Here is a 19,183-nt window from a genome sequence, read left to right on the forward strand (position 1 = left end):
CGTCTCGATCCCTATCGCGTTGGAAGGTGGGGGTTTCAAATTCAGGCAATCAATATCTCGACACCTGCCGCTTCGATCGCAGCGCGGTCTTCGGGCCGGATCGCGTCGTCGGTGACGAGCACATGGACAAGCTCGATCCCGCCCAGCGCGGAGAAGGAGCGCAGCCCGATCTTGCTCGAGTCGGCGACGAGGATGACCTTCTCCGCCGCCTCGATCATCGCGCGCTTGACCGGGATGTCGGACAGCGCGGGATAGGTCAGCCCGGCATCGAGATCGATTGCGGCGGTCGCCAGGAACAGCTTCTGTACGAACAGCCCGCGGAAATAATCGGCCGAGCGCTCGCCCGAGAGCGAGAGCGTCGGCGCCTTGAAATGGCCGCCGGTCATGTGGACGTCGAAGCCCGGCTCGGCGCCGAGCATCAGCGCGATGTTGAGCGCGTTTGTGATCACGGTCATGTCGCGCCGGCCGATCAGCTGCGCCGCGACCTCGGTCGTGGTCGAGCCCGAATCGAGGATGATCGTCTCGCCGTCACCCGCCAGCGCGGCGGCGGCGCGGCCGATGCGTTGCTTGGCGTCCATATTCTCGAGATGCTGCAGCGCCATCGCACGCACCTGCTGAGTCACCGACTTCAGGAACGCACCGCCATGCTCGCGCACGATATGGCCGTCCGCCTCGAGCTTCTCGAGATCCTGGCGCATCGTGACTTCGGAAACGTCGAACGCCTCGGCCAGCGTGCGGACGCGCGCGCTGCCCTCTTCCTGAAGCCATTCGAGGATCTTGGCGCGGCGCGCCTCGCCCAGCATGCGCGCTCGCGAACCGCCGCTCATATCGCCGCGCTCCCGCGCAACACGGGCCGCCGGAACCGCGGATGCCTTTGCCACATTGCCACTCCCAAGCGCGTCCGGCTCAGCGGCCGGTGCGATTTACGGCTTTCGTAGTGCGAAGTTTCGGTTGCTGTCAATTTTATTGCGTTGCGGCATATAAAACGAAAGCAAACGTAAGCAAATCTCTTGTGTTCGTTACGACTCACGACTATCAACTTCCGCCAGGAGAGGATATCAATGGAACATCCGGGCACGCTTCGGCACGCCGACGCGCACCTTCATACGCTGGAAGACCGTGCCGCGCACGTTCGCGAACGCGCGAACTGGATGCGCCGCCGCCTGCTCCAGATGATCGTCGATGCCGGCCAGGGACATCCCGGCGGGGACCTTTCGTCCGCCGACATCATCGCTTCGCTCTATTTCGACATTCTTCGTATCGACGGGTCCTCCCCTACTGCCCCGGACCGCGACCGTTTCGTGATGAGCAAAGGTCATTGCACCGGCGCTCTGTACACGGCGCTGGCCGGGGCAGGATTTTTCCCGGAGGCCGAGCTCGATACCTATCTCAAGCCGGAATCGCGGCTCAACGGACACCCGAACCGCACCTATCTGCCCGGCGTCGAGACCAATACCGGGCCGCTCGGCCACGGCATGCCGGTCGCCGTCGGGATCGCGGTGGCGGGGCAGATCGACAAGGCCGGCTATCACGTGTTCGTGCTGACCGGGGACGGCGAACTTCAGGAAGGCAGCATGTGGGAAGCGGCGATGTTCGCCGGGCACCGCAAGCTGGGCAACCTCACCGTCATCGTCGACCGCAACCGGCTTCAGCAGGGTGCGGGCACCGAGGACACCAACAGCCTCGAGCCGCTCGCCGACAAGTGGCGGGCATTCGGCTGGGACGTCGCAGGTCTCGACGGGCATGATCACGCCGCGCTGCTGACCGCGTTCGACGCCGCGCGCCAACCACGCGAGCGCCCGCTGGTGATCATCGCCGATACCCACAAGGGTCAGGGCGTCAGCTTCATGCGCGATCAGGCCGGGTGGCATCATGGCGTGCCCAACGCCGAACAGATGGCTCAGGCGCTCGCCGAGCTGAACGCCGAATTGAAGGCGGAGAAGAAATAATGGCGGCCGCAACCATCCCGACGCCGGGCACCTTCGACTGCCGCGACGCCTATGTCGCCACGGTCGAGGAACTCGCCGCCAATGACGACCGCATCGTCGCGGTGGTCAACGACTCGGTCGGCTCGTCGAAGCTCGGCAAGTTCCGCGAGCGCTTTCCCGAGCGGCTGATCAATGTCGGCATCGCTGAGCAGAATATGGTCAGCGTCGGCGCGGGTCTCGCCAATGGCGGCAAGATCCCGTTCGTCAGTGGCGCGGGCTGCTTCCTGACCGCACGCGCGATGGAGCAGATCAAGGCCGACTGCGCGTACAGCCAGCAGAATGTGAAGCTGTGCGGCATCTCCTCGGGCGTCGCCTATGGCGAACTCGGCGCGACGCATCACAGCATCGAGGACGTGGCCTGGCTGCGCGCGATCGACAAGCTGACCGTGATCGTGCCGTCCGACCCGTGGGAGACCGCGGAAGCGATCAAGGCCGCGGCGGCGTATGACGGCCCGGTCTATATCAAGATCAGCCGTATGCCGGTCCCCGCACTCGAACGGCCCGAAGGCGCGGCATTCGCGATCGGCAAGGGCGAGACGTTGCGCGAGGGTGGCGACATCGCGATCGTCGCCAACGGCACGCTGGTGCATCGCGCGCTTGCTGCAGCCGAAGCGCTGGCCGCAGAAGGCATCGCGGCGCGGGTGATCAACCTGTCGACCGTCTCGCCGCTCGATACCGATATCATCGCGCAGGCCGCGAAGACCGGCGCGATCGTCACCGCCGAGGAGGGCCTGGCGCATGGCGGGCTGGGTGGCGCGGTCGCCGAATATTGCGCGCAGCACTCGCCCGTGAAGATGCGCATGGTCGGCTTCCCCGGCTTCCTGCCGACCGGATCGGCCAAGTGGCTGATGGAGAAGTTCGGGCTGACTGCCGAGGGCATCGCCGGCGCCGCGCGCGATCTGCTGGGCGCAAAGGGCATCTGATGTCCGGCCCTGTCATCCTCGCGCTCGATCAGGGGACGACGAATACCAAGGCGCTGCTTGTCGCGCCTGACGGATCGGTGCTGGCCGCGCGCTCGCGGCCGATGCAGGTGAACTACCCGCAGCCCGGCTGGGCCGAGCAATCGGCGTCGGACATCTGGGAAGCGGTCGCAGCGTTGATCGCAGAGCTAGTCGCAGCAGAACCACACGCCGAGATCGCCGCGCTGGCGATCTCGAACCAGCGCGAGACGGTGGTGCTGTGGGAGGCCGAGACCGGCCGTCCGGTCGCGCCCGCGGTGATCTGGCAATGCGCGCGTTCGGCCGAACGCTGCGCGGCGCTCAAGACGGCGGGGCATGGCGACGAGATCGCGGCGCGCAGCGGCCTCGGCATCGATCCGCTGTTTCCGGCGGCGAAGATCGCCTGGCTGCTCGATGCCGTGCCCGGTGTGCGCGAGCGCGCGGCCAGGGGCGAGATCAAGGTAGGCACGATCGACAGCTGGCTGCTGTGGAACCTGACCGGCGGCGCGGTTCACGCGACCGACCACAGCAATGCGTCACGCACGCAGCTTTTCAACCTCGACACGCTCGATTGGGACGCCGAGCTGGCGCGCATCTTCGACGTGCCGCTCGACGTTCTGCCGCGCATCGCGCCATCGGACAGCGGCTTTGGCGCGGTCGCGGCAGGCATCACCGCGCTGCCCGCGGGCACGCCGGTGCAGGTCCTGCTGGGCGACAGCCACGCCGCGCTGTTCGCGCACGGCATTCATGCGCCGGGCCGGGTCAAGGCGACGATCGGCACCGGCAGCTCGCTAATGGCTGCGACCGACGGCCGGGTGCGCTCGTCGCACGGCCTCTCCAGCACGATCGCGTGGAGCCGCACGGATGGCGGCGTGCAGCATGCGCTGGAAGGCAACATCTCGGTCTCGGGCCACGCCGCGGCATTCGCTACGTCGCTGCTGGGGCTGGCCGATGAGCAGGCGCTGACCAGTCTCGCAGAGAGCGTGCCGGACAGCGCGGGCGTCGCGTTCATCCCCGCACTTGCCGGGCTCGGCGCGCCGCATTGGGAAACCGCCGCGCGCGGCACGATCAGCGGCATGACGCTGGCGACGCGGCCGGCGCATGTCGCTCGCGCGACGCTTGAGGCGATCGCGCTGCAGATCGGCGACGTGCTCGACGCGATCGAGGCCGATCTCGGCATCAAGCTCACCGAATTGTCGATCGACGGCGGCGCGGCACGCAATCCGCTGCTGGTGCGGCTGCTCGCCGACCTGACCGGCCATGTCATCGCCGTGCCGCAGATCGCCGAGGCGAGCGCGCTCGGCGTGGCGCGGCTGGCGGCGGCGGCGCTGGGTCTGAACGGACATGACACCGGTGGCGCAGCGGAGCGGGTGGCCCCTGCCCTCGCCGCCGATGCGCGCGCGTCGATCCGCCGCAACTGGCGGCTCGCGGTCGATCAGGTGATCGCGCGGGCGCGGGAGACCGGCGTGGCCTGACCTTCGAATTCAACGACGAAAGAGGCGGCAAACGCCCGGAAAAGCAAACAACATGGGAAGGAGTGGGGAAATGAAAGTTGCACACACATCACGCGGCATGCGTCACGCATTGCTGCTGACCGGCGCGAGCGCGCTCACGCTGTTCGCCGCCGCTGCGCAGGCGCAGGATGCTGCCCCCGTCGGTGAGCAGTCCGCCGCGCAGGCCGAAGCCGAGATCGTCGTTACCGGCAGCCGCATTGCGTCGCCCGCGCTGACGTCGCCGAGCCCGTTGCAGGTGGTCACCGCCGAGGCGCTGGAAAATCAGGGCGTCGTCAACGTCCAGGACGCGCTGCAGCAGAACCCGGCGGTCGGCGTTCCGGGTCAGAGCCGCACCACCAACGGCGCGAGCACCAACCCGGGCCTCGCCACCGTCAACCTGCGCAATCTCGGCGCCGACCGCACGCTGGTGCTGATCGACGGCCGCCGCTCGGTCGCGGGCGTGCCCGGCACGGCGCAGGTCGATCTGTCGATGATCCCGACGCCGTTCATCGAGCGCGTCGATGTGCTGACCGGCGGCGCTTCCGCCGTCTATGGCTCGGACGCGGTCGCGGGCGTCGTCAACTTCATCTACAAGAAGAAGTTCGAGGGACTTCAGCTCAACCTGCAGTCCGGCATTTCCGAGCGCGGCGATGACCGCCAGATCGTCGGCAACGTCACCTATGGCGCCAACTTCGCCGGCGACCGCGGCAACATCATGCTCTATGGCGGCTACGTCAACGAAGGCGTGGTGCGCAACAACAGCCGCGACTTCTCGCGGCTCGACTATACCAGCCTCGGCACCACGCAGCGCGTTGCCGGCAACAGCGACACCAACCTGACCGCCGCGCAGAACCTGTTCACGCCCTTCTACAACCCGTCGAACGTCGGCCCGGGCGGCGTGTTCGTGATCGGCACGCTGACCAACCGCATCATCAATCCGGACGGCAGCTTCCGCGCCTACAACGCCGCGACCGACGGCTATAACCGCGAGGAATACAAGCTGCTGGCGGCCCCGTCGGAGCGCTATACCTTTGCCGGGCGCGTCAATTACGACGTGACCGACAATGCCAATGTGTTCGCCGAAGCGACCTACACCAACGTGCTGACCAAGGGGCGGATGGAAGCCTCGCCGATGCGCACCGACAGCGCCCTGGGCGCCTTCCCGGGCAATGGCGGCTTCTACCCGATCGAGTTCTCGGTGGTGAACCCGACCAACCCGGCCGACGTCCGCCGCCTCGCCAACCCGCTGGTGCCAGCGGCAGTGTTCGCCGCGGCGACCAACCGCAACGTCAACGACGCGATTGCGTCGAAGGATCTGAGCTTCCTCGTCCGAACGACGATGTTCGACGACGGCACGCGCACCATCCCGACCGAGCGCGACAATTTCCGCGTGGTGATCGGCGGCGACGTCAACCTCGGCGGCAGCTGGAAGCTCGACGCTTACTACCAGTACGGCTTCACCAAGCAGAACCAGTCGATGAGCGGCCTCGCCAACCTCTACAATCTCGCCGAGGCGGTTCAGGCGATCCCCGACGTGTTCGACTATGACAATGACGGCAACCGCACCGAGGCGGTGTGCGTCAACGCCTCGGCACGGGCGCAGGGCTGCGTCCCGGTCGATGTCTATGGCCTCAACGCCAACGGCACGTCGAAGATCTCGCCCGAAGCGGTCAAGTATCTCAAGACCAGCCTGACGCGCGCGTCCAAGCAGCAGATGCACGTCGCCGCGGCGAACCTGACCGGCACGCTATTCACTTTGCCCGCCGGGCCGGTGCAGGTCGCGGTCGGCGCCGAGTATCGCAAGGAGGAAAGCCGCGACATCTTCGATCCGCTGACCAACCAGGCGCGCAACGGCTATGTCCAGCTGACCGACACCGCTGGCAAGTTCGACGTCAAGGAAGCCTATGGCGAGATCGTCGTGCCGATCCTGTCGGACACGCCGTTCTTCCACGCGCTGACGCTGCGCGCGGCCGGCCGCATGTCGGATTATTCGACGGTCGGCACCTTCTACGCCTGGAACGTCGGCGGCGAATGGTCGCCGGTCGAGGACATCCGCCTGCGCGCCGTCTATGCGCATGCGGTGCGTGCGCCGAACATCGGCGAGCTGTACGCGGCGCCGGCGGCGGGGATCATCTCGATCACCGATCCGTGCCAGGGCATCACCGCGACGACCACCGGCACGCTGGCCACCAATTGCCGCGCGGTACCGGGGATCGCGGCCAACATCGCCGCGAACGGTTCGTTCACGCTGACTCAGGCCGATCTGGCGGGCGTCGGCAGCCTGACCGCCAACAACCCGAACATCCAGCAGGAGACGGGCAAGACACTGACGCTGGGCGCGGTGATCAACCCGCGTTCGATCAACGCGCTCCGCAATCTGACCATCTCGGTCGATTATTTCGACATCGAACTCGAAGATGCGATCAACCGCGTGGCGGCGGCGACCGTGCTCAACAAATGCTATCGCGAGGGGCTGCCGGAATTCTGCCAGTTCGTCACGCGCCGCACCGGATCGTCGGGCGCGTACAGCAGCGGCTCGGTCGAGCAGGTCGTGCGCGGCCTGGTCAACAGCGGCGGCTCCTTCAGCCGCGGCATCGACGTCACGCTGAACTACAGCCACGAGGTTGCGGGCGGCAAGGCGAGCCTGTCGGCGGCATGGACTCATCTATTCAAGAACGGGTTCATCGCGCTCACCGGCGACCCCTATGACAACACGATGGGCGAGCTCGGGACGCCACGCGACGCCGTGACCGCCGGCATCGGCTGGGAGAATGACGATTTCGGGTTCAATGTCAGCGGCGAATATATCGCGCCGCAGGTGCTGGATTACGAGAACTTCCAGACGCTGTACCGCACCGCGAGCGGCGCCGTGCCGGACGAGAAGTATTTCCGCATCGGCTCGAAGATCTACACCGATCTGCAGGTCCGATACACCGGGATCGAACATTTCGAATTCTATCTCGGCGTGAAGAACCTATTCGATGTGGAGCGCCCGGGGATCTGGGGCGGTCTGCCCGGCCCGGTCAACGGCGTGTACGACGTAATCGGCCGCCGCTTCTACACCGGTGCTCGCCTGAAGTTCTGACGACCGGAGGCGGGGAAGGTTCGCGCCTTCCCCGTCTTTTCCGACGGACGACGCCGGGGCCGCGGCGACAACATAACGGCTGACGACAAAGCCATATCCCGGAGAGCATGACATGACCGCAGCCACGGACAGGGAGGACTGGAAGAACACCATCCTCGCGGGCCTTGCCAATTATATCGACGCAGGTTCGATCGTCGCGGGTGCGGCGGCGCTGGCACTGTGGGTCGAGGCCTATGGCCTCTCCACCGATTTCGTCGGCATGATCGGCGCGTTCGGTCCCAATGCGATCGCGGCGGGCATCGGCGCGCTGATTGGCGGGCGGCTGTGCGATCTGTTCGGCCGCAAGAAGATCTACCAGTACGACATGCTGTTCTACGCGTTCGGCATGCTGTGGCTGGTCTTCGCGATGAACGCGTGGATGATCGTGATCGGCTTCTTCCTGGTCGGTCTCGCGGTCGGGGCGGACATTCCGGCAAGCTGGTCGCTGATCGCCGAGATGGCGCCCGACGACAAGCGCGGCAAGCATAGCGGCGTGGCGCAAGTGCTGTGGTACCTCGGCCCGGTCGTCGTGCTGGTCCTGTTCCTGATCCTCGAGCCGCTCGGGCTGCTCGGCGCACGGATCGTGTTCGCGCACCTCGCGGTGCTCGCCATCGCGCTGACCTTCCTGCGATCGAAGATGCATGAATCGCAGCGCTGGGTGGAGGCGCAGCAAAGCGCCGACAAGGCCGAACGCGGGCGCTGGCAGGACCTGTTCACGCGCCAGCATATCGGATCGATGGCGTTCCTCGCCGGCATGTACCTGTTCTGGAATCTGTGGGCCGGCACCAACGGCTTCTTCTTCCCCTATATCCTGCGCACCGTCGGCGATCAGAGCCAGACGATGTCGGTGGCGCTGCTGACGCTCTCGTTCCTGCTCGGCATGGCGTCGATCTTCTTCATCTTCATGAAGCTGTCCGACAAGGTGAACCAGCGGCTGCTGTTCGGGGTGTCGGCGATCACGCAGATCGTCGGCATGGCGCTGCTCGCGATCTTCCCGCTGACGCTGCCGGTGGCGATCATCCATGTCGTGCTGATGGCGGTCGGCGGCGGGTTCGGCGCGCAGAGCTTCTTCCAGCTGTGGAGCTCGGAGATGTTCCCGACGATGCTGCGTTCGACCGCACAGGGCGTGATGTTCGCGGTGGTGCGCATCGCGCTCGGCATCTTCAGCTTCTTCGTGCCCTGGCTGACCGCGACCGGCTTCACCACGCTGGCGTGGATCCTGGTCGGCTTCCTCGCGATCAGCGGCGTGATCGGCTTCGTGTGGGCGCCGCGCAACGAGGGCAAGTCGCTCGAGCAGCTCGAGGCGGAGCGCGCGGTATGAGCATGTCGCGGCGGACGGTTTTGACGACTGGGCTCAAGACCGGGCTGGCCGCCGGCGCGGCCGCCGCGACACCCGTGCTGGCGCAGGGTGCGCAACGGACCGAGCGCTGGGGCGTGCACGAGCTGGTGTTCGACGGGCCGCAGACCGGCAATCCCTTTGTTGATGTGGCTGTCGCCGCCGTGTTCAAGGGCGCGGGCAAGACGATCCGCGTGCCGGGCTTCTACGACGGCAAGGGCGTCTATCGCATCCGCTTCAGCCCGCCCGACACCGGGCGCTGGACGTGGGAGACCGAAAGCAGCGCGAGCGAACTGGCGGGGAAGCGCGGCGGGTTCGAATGCGTCGCCGCGTCAGCGGGCAACCATGGCCCGATGCGCGTGACTCAGGACGGCTATCACTTCGCCTATGCCGACGGCACGCCGTTCCGACAGATCGGCACGACCTGTTATGCCTGGGCGCTGCAATCCGACGCCAAATGCGCGCAGACGATCGAGACGCTCAAGGCCGCGCCGTTCAACAAGATGCGGATGCTGGTCACCCCGAACGTCGACGCGGTCGCGACCAATCCGTTCGTTCGCACCGGCAAGGGGCCGCGCGACTGGGACCCCACCCGCTTCGATCCCGATTATTTCCGCCGCTACGAAGACCGCATCATCCGGCTCGGCCAGCTCGGGATCGAGGCGGACGTCATCCTGTTCCACCCCTATGACGAGAAGCGCGGTTACAACGACATGAAGCGCGCCGATGACGAGCGTTATGTCCGTTACTGCGCGGCGCGCTGGGGCGCCTATCGCCATGTGTGGTGGTCGATGGGCAACGAATATGATGCGATCAAGACCAAGAGCATGGACGATTGGGACCACCTCTTTGAGGTGCTGGTCGGCGCCGATCCGCACGACCGGCTGCGCTCGATCCACCAGATCAATGTCTATTACGATCACCGCAAGCCGTGGATCACCCATGCCAGCATCCAGAACGGTGCAGCAGTCCTCGACGATATCCGCGCGGCGATGCACCGCGACTTCGCGCTGAAGCCCGTGATCTTCGACGAGGTCGTCTATGAGGGCAATTCGGACAAGCGCTGGGGCCAGCTCACCGCCGAGCAGATGGTCGAGCGCTTCTGGTGGGGGCTGATCGGCGGGACCTATGTCGGTCACAGCGAGACCTATGACCCCAACCGCAACGCCGACTATTCATGGCTGGGCCAGGGCGGCGTGCTCAAGGGCACGAGCGCGCCGCGGCTGGCGTTTCTCAAGAAGATCATGGAGGAAGGGCCAGCGCCGGGGATCGACCCGATCCAGCATTGGTGGAACTATCATATCGGCGGCAAGCCGCACGAATATTTCCTGAAATATTTCGGCGCGGCCAGCCCAAGCGAGTGGAAGGTGCAACTGCCGGGGCGCAAGAGCGATCCCAAGCACAGCTTTCGCGCCGACATCATCGACACCTGGAACATGACCGTGACCCCGGTCGACGGCGTGTTCACGATGCAGCAGCTCAACGAATATGACGTCCATGACCCGGCGCGGCCGAGCATTGCGCTGCCCGGCAAGCCGTGGATCGCGGTGCGCATGGTCAAAATCTGAGACTTACGAGACCCCAAGGGGTGGCTTGAACCTTCGGCTGCGGTGCCCCCTTAGGCGCCGCAGCCGATCTTTTATTCGCCGTCCACCCAGTGCCGCAACAGGCTGTGCGCGATGGCATAGGGTGGTGGGGCACCGAAACGGGCGGTTGGATCGCCGGCGAGCGCGGCACGCACTTCAGCGCGAGTGACCCAGAAGCCGTCTTCGAGCTCGTTGGCATCGAGCGTGAGCGTATCGCCCTCCGCCTCGGCGACGCAGGCGATCATCAGCGAGGATGGAAACGGCCAGGGCTGGCTGGCGACGTAACGGACATTGCGGGTGTGGACGCCGGCTTCCTCCAATATCTCGCGAGAGACGGCTTCCTCCATCGACTCGCCCACCTCGACGAACCCGGCCAGCGCGGAATAGCGGCCCGGCGGCCAGCTCGCCTGCCGCGCGACCAGCGCCTTGCCCTCATATTCGGCGAGCATGATCACCACCGGATCGGTGCGCGGGAAATGCTCGGCGTTGCAACCCGTGCAGCGCCGCGCCCAGCCTGCGCGGAAAATTGCCGTGGCGCTCCCGCAATTGGCGCAGAAGCCGTGCCGCTGGTGCCAGTCGATCAGGCTGCGCGCCGCGGCGTAGAGGCTCGCCTGATCGGGCGGCATCAGCCCGAGCATGTGGAACAGCGACGGCGAACGCGCCGCGGCGTGGCGCTCGGTTTGGCGCAGCGGGGCGAAGTGCGGCTTGCCGGCGATATAGCCGAGCAGCAGCGGCTCGGCGTCTTCGGGCAGATCGGCGAGACTGGTCCAGACGAGCTGGCCTTCCTGGTCGAGCTGTGGGTCCAGCCCGTCGAGCTTGAGCAGCCGTGCGCGCCAGTCGCTCAGCGCGCGCTCGAGCGCCGCCGGATCGTTGCGCTCATGATCGGCGCGGTCGAGCGTCGCGCCGGTGAAGCCGACCGCGACGTTCACTTGCGCGCCGGGCCGTAGATCGCGTCGACCGCATCCTCGCGCAACGGCCATTTGCCTGGCGGCATGTAGTTGACCATCACCGTCGCGCGGACCTTGTTGACCGGATCGACCCAGGCCGCGGTTCCGGCCGCACCGCCCCAGCCATAGGTGCCTTTGGCCGGTCCGCCCGGTGCATCGCTAAGATAGACCGATCCGCCGGCGCCGAACCCCATCTTGACCGCCGCAAGGTCGCCGCCGCTGCGTCCGGGGATCGAGAAGGCCGGCACGCCTTCGGGCAGGAGGTTCGACATCGCCAGCCGCACCGTCTCGCGCTTCATCACGCGCTTGCCGCCAAGAGCGCCCTCATTGACCAGCATGTGCAGGAAACGATCATAGTCGCGCGCCGACATCACGAGCCCGGCGCCGCCATAGGGAAAGGATGGCGGCGAGGTGAATGCCGAGGATTCGGGCCGGTCGAACGCGGCCATCCCGTTCTCACCGATCAGATAGTTGGTCGCGAACCGGCCGATCTCGCTCTGCGGCACGGTCCAGTAGGTCGAGTTCATGCCGAGCGGCTTGAACATGCGCGTTTCGAGGAAGCGCTCGAACGGCATGCCCCCGGCGACCTCGATGACGCGCGCGAGGACGTCGAGGCTGATCGAATAGCTGAACAACGTGCCCGGATCGGCGATCAACGGCAGGGTAGCCACCCGGTCGGCGAACGCCTTGAGCGAGGTCGGGCGGACCTTGCGCAACTCCGGCTCGAGCGCAGGCGCCAGCGCGGCCGGAACGATGCCGAGGCGGTTATATTCGGCCAGCAGCGGCCCTTTCGTAATGATCGTATAGCCCAGACCCGCGGTATGGGTGAGCAGATGGCGCACCGTGATCGGCCGGGCGGCGGGGCGTGAGGCAAGACTGTTGGCCGGATCGGTCAGCACCTTGCTGGTCTTGAACCCCGGAATGAAGTCGCTGATCGGCTGGTCGAGGCGCAGCTTGCCGTCTTCGATCAGCATCATCGCCGCCATGCCGGTGATCGGCTTGGTCATCGAATAGACGCGCCACAGCGAGTCGGCGTCCGCCTTCCGTGCGCCCGCATCGGACGCGAGCGCGCCGGCCGCGGCGATCGTCGGCGCGGTATCGCCCCGGGCATAAGCGATGACGATGCCGGGCACCTTGCTGCTTGCGACATAGCTCCTGGCGAGCGCAGCCGGGTCGGCGGCGGACGCCGCCTGGACCGGGGACGGCGGCGTGACCGCCTGGCCGATCGCAACCGGCGCAGCGGCGATGGCAATGACGATCGACGCCGCACCGGTCAGCCAGAATTTCCTCATCGCATCCTCCGCATCGTTTCAGCCGCTCTGGCGAACACGGTGGGCAACCCCGCCGAGTCGAGCTCGGCGATCGGCCACCATTCGCCTTCGATTGCCCCTGCTTGCCCGTCGATCGTGACGCTCGCAAGCGCGCTGACCAGTTCGAAATGCGTGAAGCCGTGGCTTACCGTGGCGTTATGCAGCGCCCAGCCGGCGGCGAATGGCGCACCCTCGACCCCGGGCGGCGAGTCGGCCCAGGGACCGGTGGGCAGTGCGCGCATTCCGCCGAGCAGGCCCCTTGCCGGACGGCGCACGAGCAGCACCGCGCCGTTGCGTTCGACCCAGAACATCGTGCCGTAACGCGTTGGACGCGCTTTCTTCCTCGCCTTGACCGGATAGGCGTCGGGCCGCCCGTCCGCCCGCGCGTCGCAACGCTTCGCCAGCGGGCAGAGCAGGCATTTGGGCGAGCGCGGCGTGCAGATCGTGGCGCCGAGATCCATCATCGCCTGCGCGAAATCCCCGGCCCGTTCGTCGGGCGTGACCGAATCGGCCAGCTCACGGATACGCGGCTTGGCGCCGGGCAACGGATCGGCGACCGCGAACAGCCGTGCGATCACACGCTCGACATTGCCGTCGACCACCACCGCGCGCTCGCCGAACGCGATCGCGGCGACCGCGGCGGCGGTATAAGCGCCGAAACCGGGCAGCTTGCGCAGTTCCGCCTCGGTGCCCGGCAACTGTCCACCATGCTCCACAGCCACCGCGCGCGCAGCGGCGAGCAGGTTGCGGGCGCGGGCATAATAGCCAAGGCCGGCCCAGGCGCTCATCAGTTCGCCATCCTCGACCGCGGCGAGGCTCGCGAAATCGGGCCAGCGCGTGGTGAATTTCTCGAAATAGGGGATGACGGTCGCGACCTGAGTCTGCTGGAGCATCACCTCCGACAACCACACGCGATACGGGTCGGGCGCCGGCGTGCCGGGCGGCGCCCGCCATGGCAAAGCCCGGGCATTGGCGTCGTACCAGTCGAGCAAGGGTTCGGCGATTTCGCGAGAGGCGTTGTCGGGCACGCCCCGCCTATGGCATGGACGAACCCGATGCGTAAGCCGACCGCCCCCAAGGACGAACCCAAGCGCTCCAACCGCCTTCGCCAAGTGGCGGAGCTGGTGCCCGATGTCGGTCGCGTGGCGTTCCGCAAGTTCGGCTTCGTGCAGAGCGCGGTGGTGCGGCGCTGGAGCGAGATCGTCGGCGAGCGTTATGCCGGGGTGTCGTCGCCCGAATCGATTCGCTTCCCGCGCGGCGAGCGCTCGAACGGCGTGCTGAGCCTGGTCGTGCAGGGCGCGCACGCGCCGATGATGCAGCATATCGCGCCGGAGATCATGGAGCGGGTCAACCGCTTCTTCGGCTATCCCGCCGTCGCCAAGGTCGCGATTCGGCAGGGCGAGGTGGTCCGGCCGCCCCGCCCGGTCGCGCCGCCCGAACCCGCACCGGTACCGGCGGAGATGGGCGAGAGCCTGCGCGCCATCGCCGATCCCGAATTGCGCGCCGTCCTCGAAGGACTCGCCGCCGGGGTCGCGATGCCCGTCCTCAAGCTCGGAAAGATCGATTGATGCGGCTCATCGGCCTGTTGTTTTCCATGGTCGCCGGGATGTCGCTCGCGAGCCCCGCGCCCGCACGGCCCGCCAAGGACTGGCGCGCGACCGTGGTGAAACTGCCGACCGGCGCCTACGCCATCGGTAACCCGGCGGCGAAGGTGAAACTGGTCGAATATCTCAGCTACACCTGCCCGCATTGCGCGCACTTCGTCGCGGAATCGAAGGCGCCGCTGCACGACGACCTCGTCCGCCGCGGTGTCGTGCGCGTCGAATTCCGCCATGCGGTGCGAGATCCGCTCGACATGGCGGCCTCGCTGCTCGCGCGCTGTGCCGGACCGCGCAGCTTTTCCGGGGCAAGCGAGGCGATCTTCGCTGCGCAGGCGAGCTGGTACCAGCAGGGCGCGACATGGTGGCAGGCGAATGGGCCAGCGATTCAGTCTCAGCCCGAGCTGGCGCAGCTCAAGGCCGCCGCGAACGGCTCCGGCCTCACGCAATTGATGCGCGGGCGCGGCATGACCGCGGCGGCGATCAACCAGTGTTTCGCGGCGCCAGCCGACCTCAACGTCGTGACAGCGATGACCAAGGCGTCCTGGGCGGCGATCCAGGGTACGCCGAGCTTCACCGTCAACGGCAAGGCGGCCGCTGCGAGCGACTGGAGCAACCTCGAACCCCAATTGCGCGCTGCAGGTGCGCGCTGACCCTTTCGAACGGAGAGTGACCGGATGCGTGTAGCGATAGGACTGGCCGCAGCGACCCTGCTGGCGGCGTGCGGCGGCGGCGAGAGCGGCGACAACATCACCGCCGGGCCGCCCGCGGCGCCGGTATCGGGCGCGCCCGCGCCGGCCGGCACGCAATGGGTCGACAAGGTCGAGCAGACCGCCGAGGGCGGCTTTCGCATGGGCAACCCCGATGCGCCGATCAAGCTGATCGAGTACGGCTCGCGCACCTGCGGCCATTGCGCGGCCTTCGCGAATACCGGCACCGAGGGGCTGAAGAAATATGTCGCGACCGGCAAGGTCAGTTTCGAGTTCCGCGACTTCCTGCTTAACCCGATCGATCTTGGCGCGGCGCTGCTCGGCCAGTGCGCCGGTCCCGGCCCGTTCTTCGCGATCATGGACCAGATGTATGCCGAACAGGCCAACATCCTGAAGAACGCGCCCGGCCAGGACGATCCCTTCGCCAAGCAGGTCGAGGCGATGCCGCCGCAGCAGCGCACCGTCGCGATCGCCGAGCGGTTCGGCTATCTCGCCTTCGTGCAGGAGCGCGGCGTGCCCGAGGCGCAGGCGCGCGCCTGTCTCGCCGATCCGGCCAAGACCGCGGCGCTGGTCAAGAGCAACGAGGATGCGGCCAAGCAGTACAGCATCCCCGGGACCCCGACCTTCATCCTCAACGGCAAGGTACTGGAGAATACCGGCACCTGGCCGCAGGTCGAAGCGGCGCTGAAGGCCGCCGGGGCCTGATGGCATGAGCCGGGGGGCGGGCCGTTAGATGCAGATCAAGCGGCTCCGCCTCACGGGGTTCAAAAGCTTCGTCGATCCCGCCGACTTGCGCATCGAACCCGGGCTGACGGGGATCGTCGGCCCCAATGGCTGCGGCAAGTCCAACCTGCTCGAAGCGCTGCGCTGGACGATGGGCGAGAACAGCGCCAAGTCGATGCGCGGCGCGGGCATGGAAGACGTGATCTTCGCGGGCACCGCGACGCGGCCGCAGCGCGATTTCGCCGAAGTTTCGATCCTCGCCGAACAGGTCGGTGGCGAGGATGACGGCGAAGTCGAAGTCGTCCGCCGGATCGAGCGCGGCGCGGGATCGGCCTATCGCATCAACGGCCGCGACGTGCGCGCCAAGGACGTCTCGCTGCTGTTCGCCGACAGCGCAACCGGCGCGCATTCCCCCGCCTTGGTCAGCCAGGGCCGGATCGGCGCGATCATCATGGCCAAGCCCGGCGAGCGGCGGCAGATGCTGGAGGAGGCCGCCGGCATCTCCGGCCTGCATGTGCGCCGCAAGGATGCCGAGCAGAAGCTGCGCGCGACCGAGGCCAACCTGACGCGGCTCGACGAGCTGATCACCGACCAGGAGGCCCGCGCCGCGGCGCTGAAGCGGCAGGCGCGACAGGCCGAGCGCTATCGCGAGCTGTCCGACCGCATCCGCACCGCCGAGGGCCGGATGATCTTCGCGCGCTGGCGCGATGCGGCAAATGCGGCGGATCAGGCGAAGAAGGAGGCTGCGACCGCCGAGGCGGTGGTGACTGACCGGACCCAGGCGCAGGAGGCAGCGCTGGCCGCGCAGCAGGCGGCGGCGACCGTGCTGGCCGGGCTGCGCGCGGATTCGCTGACGCTGCGCGACCGCGCGAGCGAGGCGCTGCACAAGCTAGCGGCGCTGCGCGGCGAACGCGCTTCGGTCGAGCGGCGCATCGCCGAGCTGGCTGACAGCGCCGCGCGGCTGGAAGCGGACAAGGGCCGCGAGGGCGCGCTGGCGCACGACGCGGCGGAGGCGCTTGCACGACTCGGCGACGAAGCGGCGGCGCTGCAAGGCCGGATCAAGGATGCCGAGGGCGGCATGCCCGCTTTGGTCGCGGCGCTGGCGGGTGCCGAGCAGGAAGCGCGCGACGCCGAAGTGAAGCTGGCGCAGGCGCTGTCGGCTCAGGCGAGCGAGGCAGCGGAAATCCGCGTGGCTGAGGCGGCGTTCACCGCCGCGCGGGCACGGGTCGAGCGGGCCGAGCGCGAGGTCGCGCGGGTCGGCGCCGAACTGCGGTCACTGGGCGATCCAGACCCGTTAAAGGCCGAGCGCAAGCGGGCGGCCGAAGCCAAGGCGCAGGCCGAGCGGCAGGCGGAAAGCGGACGCACGGGCCTCGCCCGTGCCGATGCTGCCGAACGTTCGGGGCATGAGGCGCGGACGCGGGCGCAATCGAAGCGGGCGGAGGCACATGCCGAACTGGCGCAACTCGACAGCGAGGCGGCGGCTCTGGCCAAGGCGACGCGGCCGAGCGGCAAGGACCGGCTGCTCGACCGGCTGAAGGTCGCGCCCGGTTACGAACGCGCGCTGGCGGCGGCGCTGGGCGACGATCTCGAGGCCGGGCTGAATGCGGGCGAGGAACGCTATTGGGCGGGCGCCGAACCGCTGGCGGAGGATCCCGGCGCGGCGGCGAGCACCACGCCGCTCGCTCGCCATGTCAAGGCGCCTCCGGCCCTTGCCCGGCGGCTGGCGCAGGTGCTGGTGGCGGAGCGCGACGATGGCCAGCCGCTCGCGGTCGGACAACGGCTGGTCACCCTCGCCGGCGTGCTGCGGCGCTGGGACGGCTATGTCGCCAAGTCGGGCGGCGCAGCGGCGGCGGAGCGGTTGGAGCGCGTAAACCGGCTCCATGCGATCGAGAAGGCACGGCCTGCGGCGGTGCGCGCGGTCGATGCCGCCGACGCCGAGCTGGCGCGGATCGACGACGATATCGCCGAGGCGCGGCGGCAGGCGGCGGATTGCAAGCGCGTGCTCGACCATGCGGAGACGGCGGCGCGCGAGGCGGCACGCGCGGAGGACCGCGCAGCGGCGGCGCTCGAACGGCTCGACGCGCAGCGCGCCGATATCGAGGCGCGGCGCGCGCGGGCGGCGGCGGAACAGGACGAGGCGGCAGGCGAGCTGGCGCGGGCCGAGGCGGCGAAGGCGGCGTTGCCGGATGGCAGCGAGACGCGGGCGCGCGTCGCTTCGCTATCGAGCGAGGCCGAGCAGCGCCGTACGGCAGTGGCGTCAGCGCGGGCCGAGCGCGGCTCGCTGGAACGCGACATCGCCGTGGCACGCGAGCGGCTGGCGGCGGCGCAGACCGAGAGCCGCGGCTGGACCTCGCGCGCGGGCGAGGCGGCGCGGCGCATCGCCGAGATGGACACGCGCGCCGCCGAGCTGATCGAGGCTCGCGAGGCGCTGGCGGGCAAGCCGGCCGAGCTGGACGCGACCGTGGCGCAGGCCGAAGCGGCGAGCGAGACGCTGCGCGGCGAAAGCTCGGCGGCGCAACTGGCCGAGCAGCAGGCTGAGGCGGCGTTGCGTGGCACCGAAGGCGCTGTGCGTTCGGCGGGCGATGCGCTGGGCGAAGCGCGTGAAACCCGCGCCGGCGCAGTGGCGCGGCTCGAAAATCAGGAGATGCGCCGGGTCGAGATGGGCCGAATGTCGGGCGAACGTTTCGAATGCCCACCGCCGTTGCTGCCCGAGCGCGCCGGGTTCGATGCCGACACGGTACGCGGGCCACAGGAAGAATCCGCCAATCACGACCGGCTGATCGCCGAGCGCGAGCGGATCGGGCCGGTCAACCTCGTCGCTGAAACCGAACTCGCCGAACTGACCGCGAGCGCCGAGCATAGCGCGAAGGAGCGCGACGAGCTGATCCAGGCGGTCCACCGCCTGCGCGGCAGCATCGGCACGCTCAACCGCGAGGGCCGCCAGCGCCTGCTTGCCGCGTTCGAGGCGGTCGACCAGCATTTTCGGCGGCTGTTCACGACGCTGTTCAACGGCGGGCAAGCGCATCTCGAACTGGTCGACAGCGACGATCCGCTCGAAGCGGGGCTGGAGATCATGGCCCAGCCGCCGGGCAAGAAGCTCCAGTCGCTGACGCTGTTGTCCGGCGGCGAGCAGGCGCTGACTGCGGTTGCCCTGATCTTCGCCCTGTTCCTGACCAACCCTGCCCCGATCTGCGTGCTGGACGAGGTCGACGCGCCGCTCGACGACGCCAATATCGAGCGCTTCTGCGATCTGCTCGACGCGATGACTCGCGAGACCGCGACCCGCTATCTGATCGTCACCCACAACGCCGCGACGATGAGCCGCATGCACCGGCTGTTCGGCGTGACGATGGTCGAACGCGGGGTGAGCCGGCTGGTGAGCGTCGATCTGGGCGGGGCGGAGAGTTTGCTGGCGGCGGAGTGAGCTCCC

Annotated in this window: 14 protein-coding genes; 10 read left to right on the forward strand and 4 right to left on the reverse strand. The window is 68.0% G+C overall.

Going from position 1 to position 19,183, the window contains the following annotated elements; genetic code table 11:
* Positions 1 to 41: 41 nt before the first annotated feature.
* Positions 42 to 827 (reverse strand): DeoR/GlpR family DNA-binding transcription regulator, encoded by a 786-nt coding sequence (locus tag M9978_RS03565; RefSeq protein ID WP_254291484.1) that lies wholly within the window; start codon positions 825 to 827, stop codon positions 42 to 44.
* A 234-nt stretch (positions 828 to 1,061) separates the two neighbouring features.
* Between M9978_RS03565 and M9978_RS03570 the strand changes: the two genes are divergently transcribed.
* The 6 genes from M9978_RS03570 to M9978_RS03595 all read left to right on the forward strand — a co-directional run bounded on the left by M9978_RS03570 (position 1,062) and on the right by M9978_RS03595 (position 10,447).
* Positions 1,062 to 1,949: a transketolase gene (locus tag M9978_RS03570; protein ID WP_254291485.1), complete on the forward strand. Its 888-nt coding sequence runs from the start codon at positions 1,062 to 1,064 to the stop codon at positions 1,947 to 1,949.
* On the forward strand, positions 1,949 to 2,911 hold the full coding sequence (locus M9978_RS03575; RefSeq protein WP_254291486.1) for a transketolase family protein: 963 nt from the start codon (positions 1,949 to 1,951) through the stop codon (positions 2,909 to 2,911). The genes M9978_RS03570 and M9978_RS03575 overlap by 1 nt, the downstream gene beginning before the upstream one ends.
* Positions 2,911 to 4,401, forward strand: coding sequence for an FGGY family carbohydrate kinase (locus M9978_RS03580; protein ID WP_254291487.1), 1,491 nt, complete (start codon positions 2,911 to 2,913; stop codon positions 4,399 to 4,401). The genes M9978_RS03575 and M9978_RS03580 overlap by 1 nt, the downstream gene beginning before the upstream one ends.
* A 70-nt stretch (positions 4,402 to 4,471) precedes the next feature.
* Positions 4,472 to 7,504, forward strand: a complete 3,033-nt coding sequence (locus M9978_RS03585) for a TonB-dependent receptor plug domain-containing protein (RefSeq protein ID WP_254291488.1) — start codon at positions 4,472 to 4,474, stop codon at positions 7,502 to 7,504.
* Between the two features lie 112 nt (positions 7,505 to 7,616).
* Positions 7,617 to 8,864, forward strand: coding sequence for an MFS transporter (locus tag M9978_RS03590; protein WP_254291489.1), 1,248 nt, complete (start codon positions 7,617 to 7,619; stop codon positions 8,862 to 8,864).
* 20 nt (positions 8,865 to 8,884) lie between these two features.
* Complete coding sequence (locus M9978_RS03595; protein WP_254291490.1) at positions 8,885 to 10,447, forward strand: DUF5060 domain-containing protein; 1,563 nt, start codon at positions 8,885 to 8,887, stop codon at positions 10,445 to 10,447.
* A gap of 71 nt (positions 10,448 to 10,518) precedes the next feature.
* Here M9978_RS03595 and nudC read toward each other — a convergent pair whose 3' ends face one another.
* From nudC to mutY, 3 genes are read right to left on the reverse strand one after another with little or no spacing between them, the layout of a single operon-like run.
* Complete coding sequence (gene nudC / locus M9978_RS03600; RefSeq protein ID WP_254291491.1) at positions 10,519 to 11,394, reverse strand: NAD(+) diphosphatase; 876 nt, start codon at positions 11,392 to 11,394, stop codon at positions 10,519 to 10,521.
* On the reverse strand, positions 11,391 to 12,704 hold the full coding sequence (locus M9978_RS03605; RefSeq protein ID WP_254291492.1) for a serine hydrolase domain-containing protein: 1,314 nt from the start codon (positions 12,702 to 12,704) through the stop codon (positions 11,391 to 11,393). The genes nudC and M9978_RS03605 overlap by 4 nt, the downstream gene beginning before the upstream one ends.
* The gene (mutY, locus tag M9978_RS03610) at positions 12,701 to 13,750 is read right to left on the reverse strand and encodes an A/G-specific adenine glycosylase (protein WP_254291493.1); all 1,050 of its coding nucleotides are present in this window, start codon (positions 13,748 to 13,750) and stop codon (positions 12,701 to 12,703) included. Before mutY ends, M9978_RS03605 begins: the two co-directional genes overlap by 4 nt.
* 27 nt (positions 13,751 to 13,777) lie before the next feature.
* On the opposite strand from mutY, the gene M9978_RS03615 reads away from it, so the two are divergent.
* Genes M9978_RS03615 through smc form a run of 4 tightly spaced genes read left to right on the forward strand, consistent with a single transcriptional unit; the run spans position 13,778 to position 19,177 of the window.
* Positions 13,778 to 14,290 (forward strand): DUF721 domain-containing protein, encoded by a 513-nt coding sequence (locus M9978_RS03615; protein ID WP_254291494.1) that lies wholly within the window; start codon positions 13,778 to 13,780, stop codon positions 14,288 to 14,290.
* Complete coding sequence (locus M9978_RS03620; RefSeq protein ID WP_254291495.1) at positions 14,290 to 14,973, forward strand: thioredoxin domain-containing protein; 684 nt, start codon at positions 14,290 to 14,292, stop codon at positions 14,971 to 14,973. Before M9978_RS03615 ends, M9978_RS03620 begins: the two co-directional genes overlap by 1 nt.
* A gap of 24 nt (positions 14,974 to 14,997) precedes the next feature.
* Positions 14,998 to 15,735: a thioredoxin domain-containing protein gene (locus tag M9978_RS03625; RefSeq protein ID WP_254291496.1), complete on the forward strand. Its 738-nt coding sequence runs from the start codon at positions 14,998 to 15,000 to the stop codon at positions 15,733 to 15,735.
* A 28-nt stretch (positions 15,736 to 15,763) separates the two neighbouring features.
* The gene (smc, locus tag M9978_RS03630) at positions 15,764 to 19,177 is read left to right on the forward strand and encodes a chromosome segregation protein SMC (protein WP_254291497.1); all 3,414 of its coding nucleotides are present in this window, start codon (positions 15,764 to 15,766) and stop codon (positions 19,175 to 19,177) included.
* Positions 19,178 to 19,183: the final 6 nt, after the last annotated feature.

The organism is Sphingomonas tagetis, from assembly GCF_024211275.1.
GTDB lineage: Bacteria > Pseudomonadota > Alphaproteobacteria > Sphingomonadales > Sphingomonadaceae > Sphingomonas > Sphingomonas tagetis.

Excerpts from the sequence above, each read along its gene's own strand:
- M9978_RS03570 (WP_254291485.1), top strand. The coding sequence starts at position 1,062 with ATGGAACATCCGGGCACGCTTCGGCACGCCGACGCGCACCTTCATACG.
- smc (WP_254291497.1), top strand. The coding sequence starts at position 15,764 with ATGCAGATCAAGCGGCTCCGCCTCACGGGGTTCAAAAGCTTCGTCGAT.
- M9978_RS03625 (WP_254291496.1), top strand. The coding sequence starts at position 14,998 with ATGCGTGTAGCGATAGGACTGGCCGCAGCGACCCTGCTGGCGGCGTGC.
- M9978_RS03580 (WP_254291487.1), top strand. The coding sequence starts at position 2,911 with ATGTCCGGCCCTGTCATCCTCGCGCTCGATCAGGGGACGACGAATACC.
- M9978_RS03615 (WP_254291494.1), top strand. The coding sequence starts at position 13,778 with ATGCGTAAGCCGACCGCCCCCAAGGACGAACCCAAGCGCTCCAACCGC.
- M9978_RS03575 (WP_254291486.1), top strand. The coding sequence starts at position 1,949 with ATGGCGGCCGCAACCATCCCGACGCCGGGCACCTTCGACTGCCGCGAC.
- M9978_RS03565 (WP_254291484.1), bottom strand. The coding sequence starts at position 827 with ATGAGCGGCGGTTCGCGAGCGCGCATGCTGGGCGAGGCGCGCCGCGCC.
- M9978_RS03605 (WP_254291492.1), bottom strand. The coding sequence starts at position 12,704 with ATGAGGAAATTCTGGCTGACCGGTGCGGCGTCGATCGTCATTGCCATC.
- M9978_RS03620 (WP_254291495.1), top strand. The coding sequence starts at position 14,290 with ATGCGGCTCATCGGCCTGTTGTTTTCCATGGTCGCCGGGATGTCGCTC.
- M9978_RS03590 (WP_254291489.1), top strand. The coding sequence starts at position 7,617 with ATGACCGCAGCCACGGACAGGGAGGACTGGAAGAACACCATCCTCGCG.
- M9978_RS03585 (WP_254291488.1), top strand. The coding sequence starts at position 4,472 with ATGAAAGTTGCACACACATCACGCGGCATGCGTCACGCATTGCTGCTG.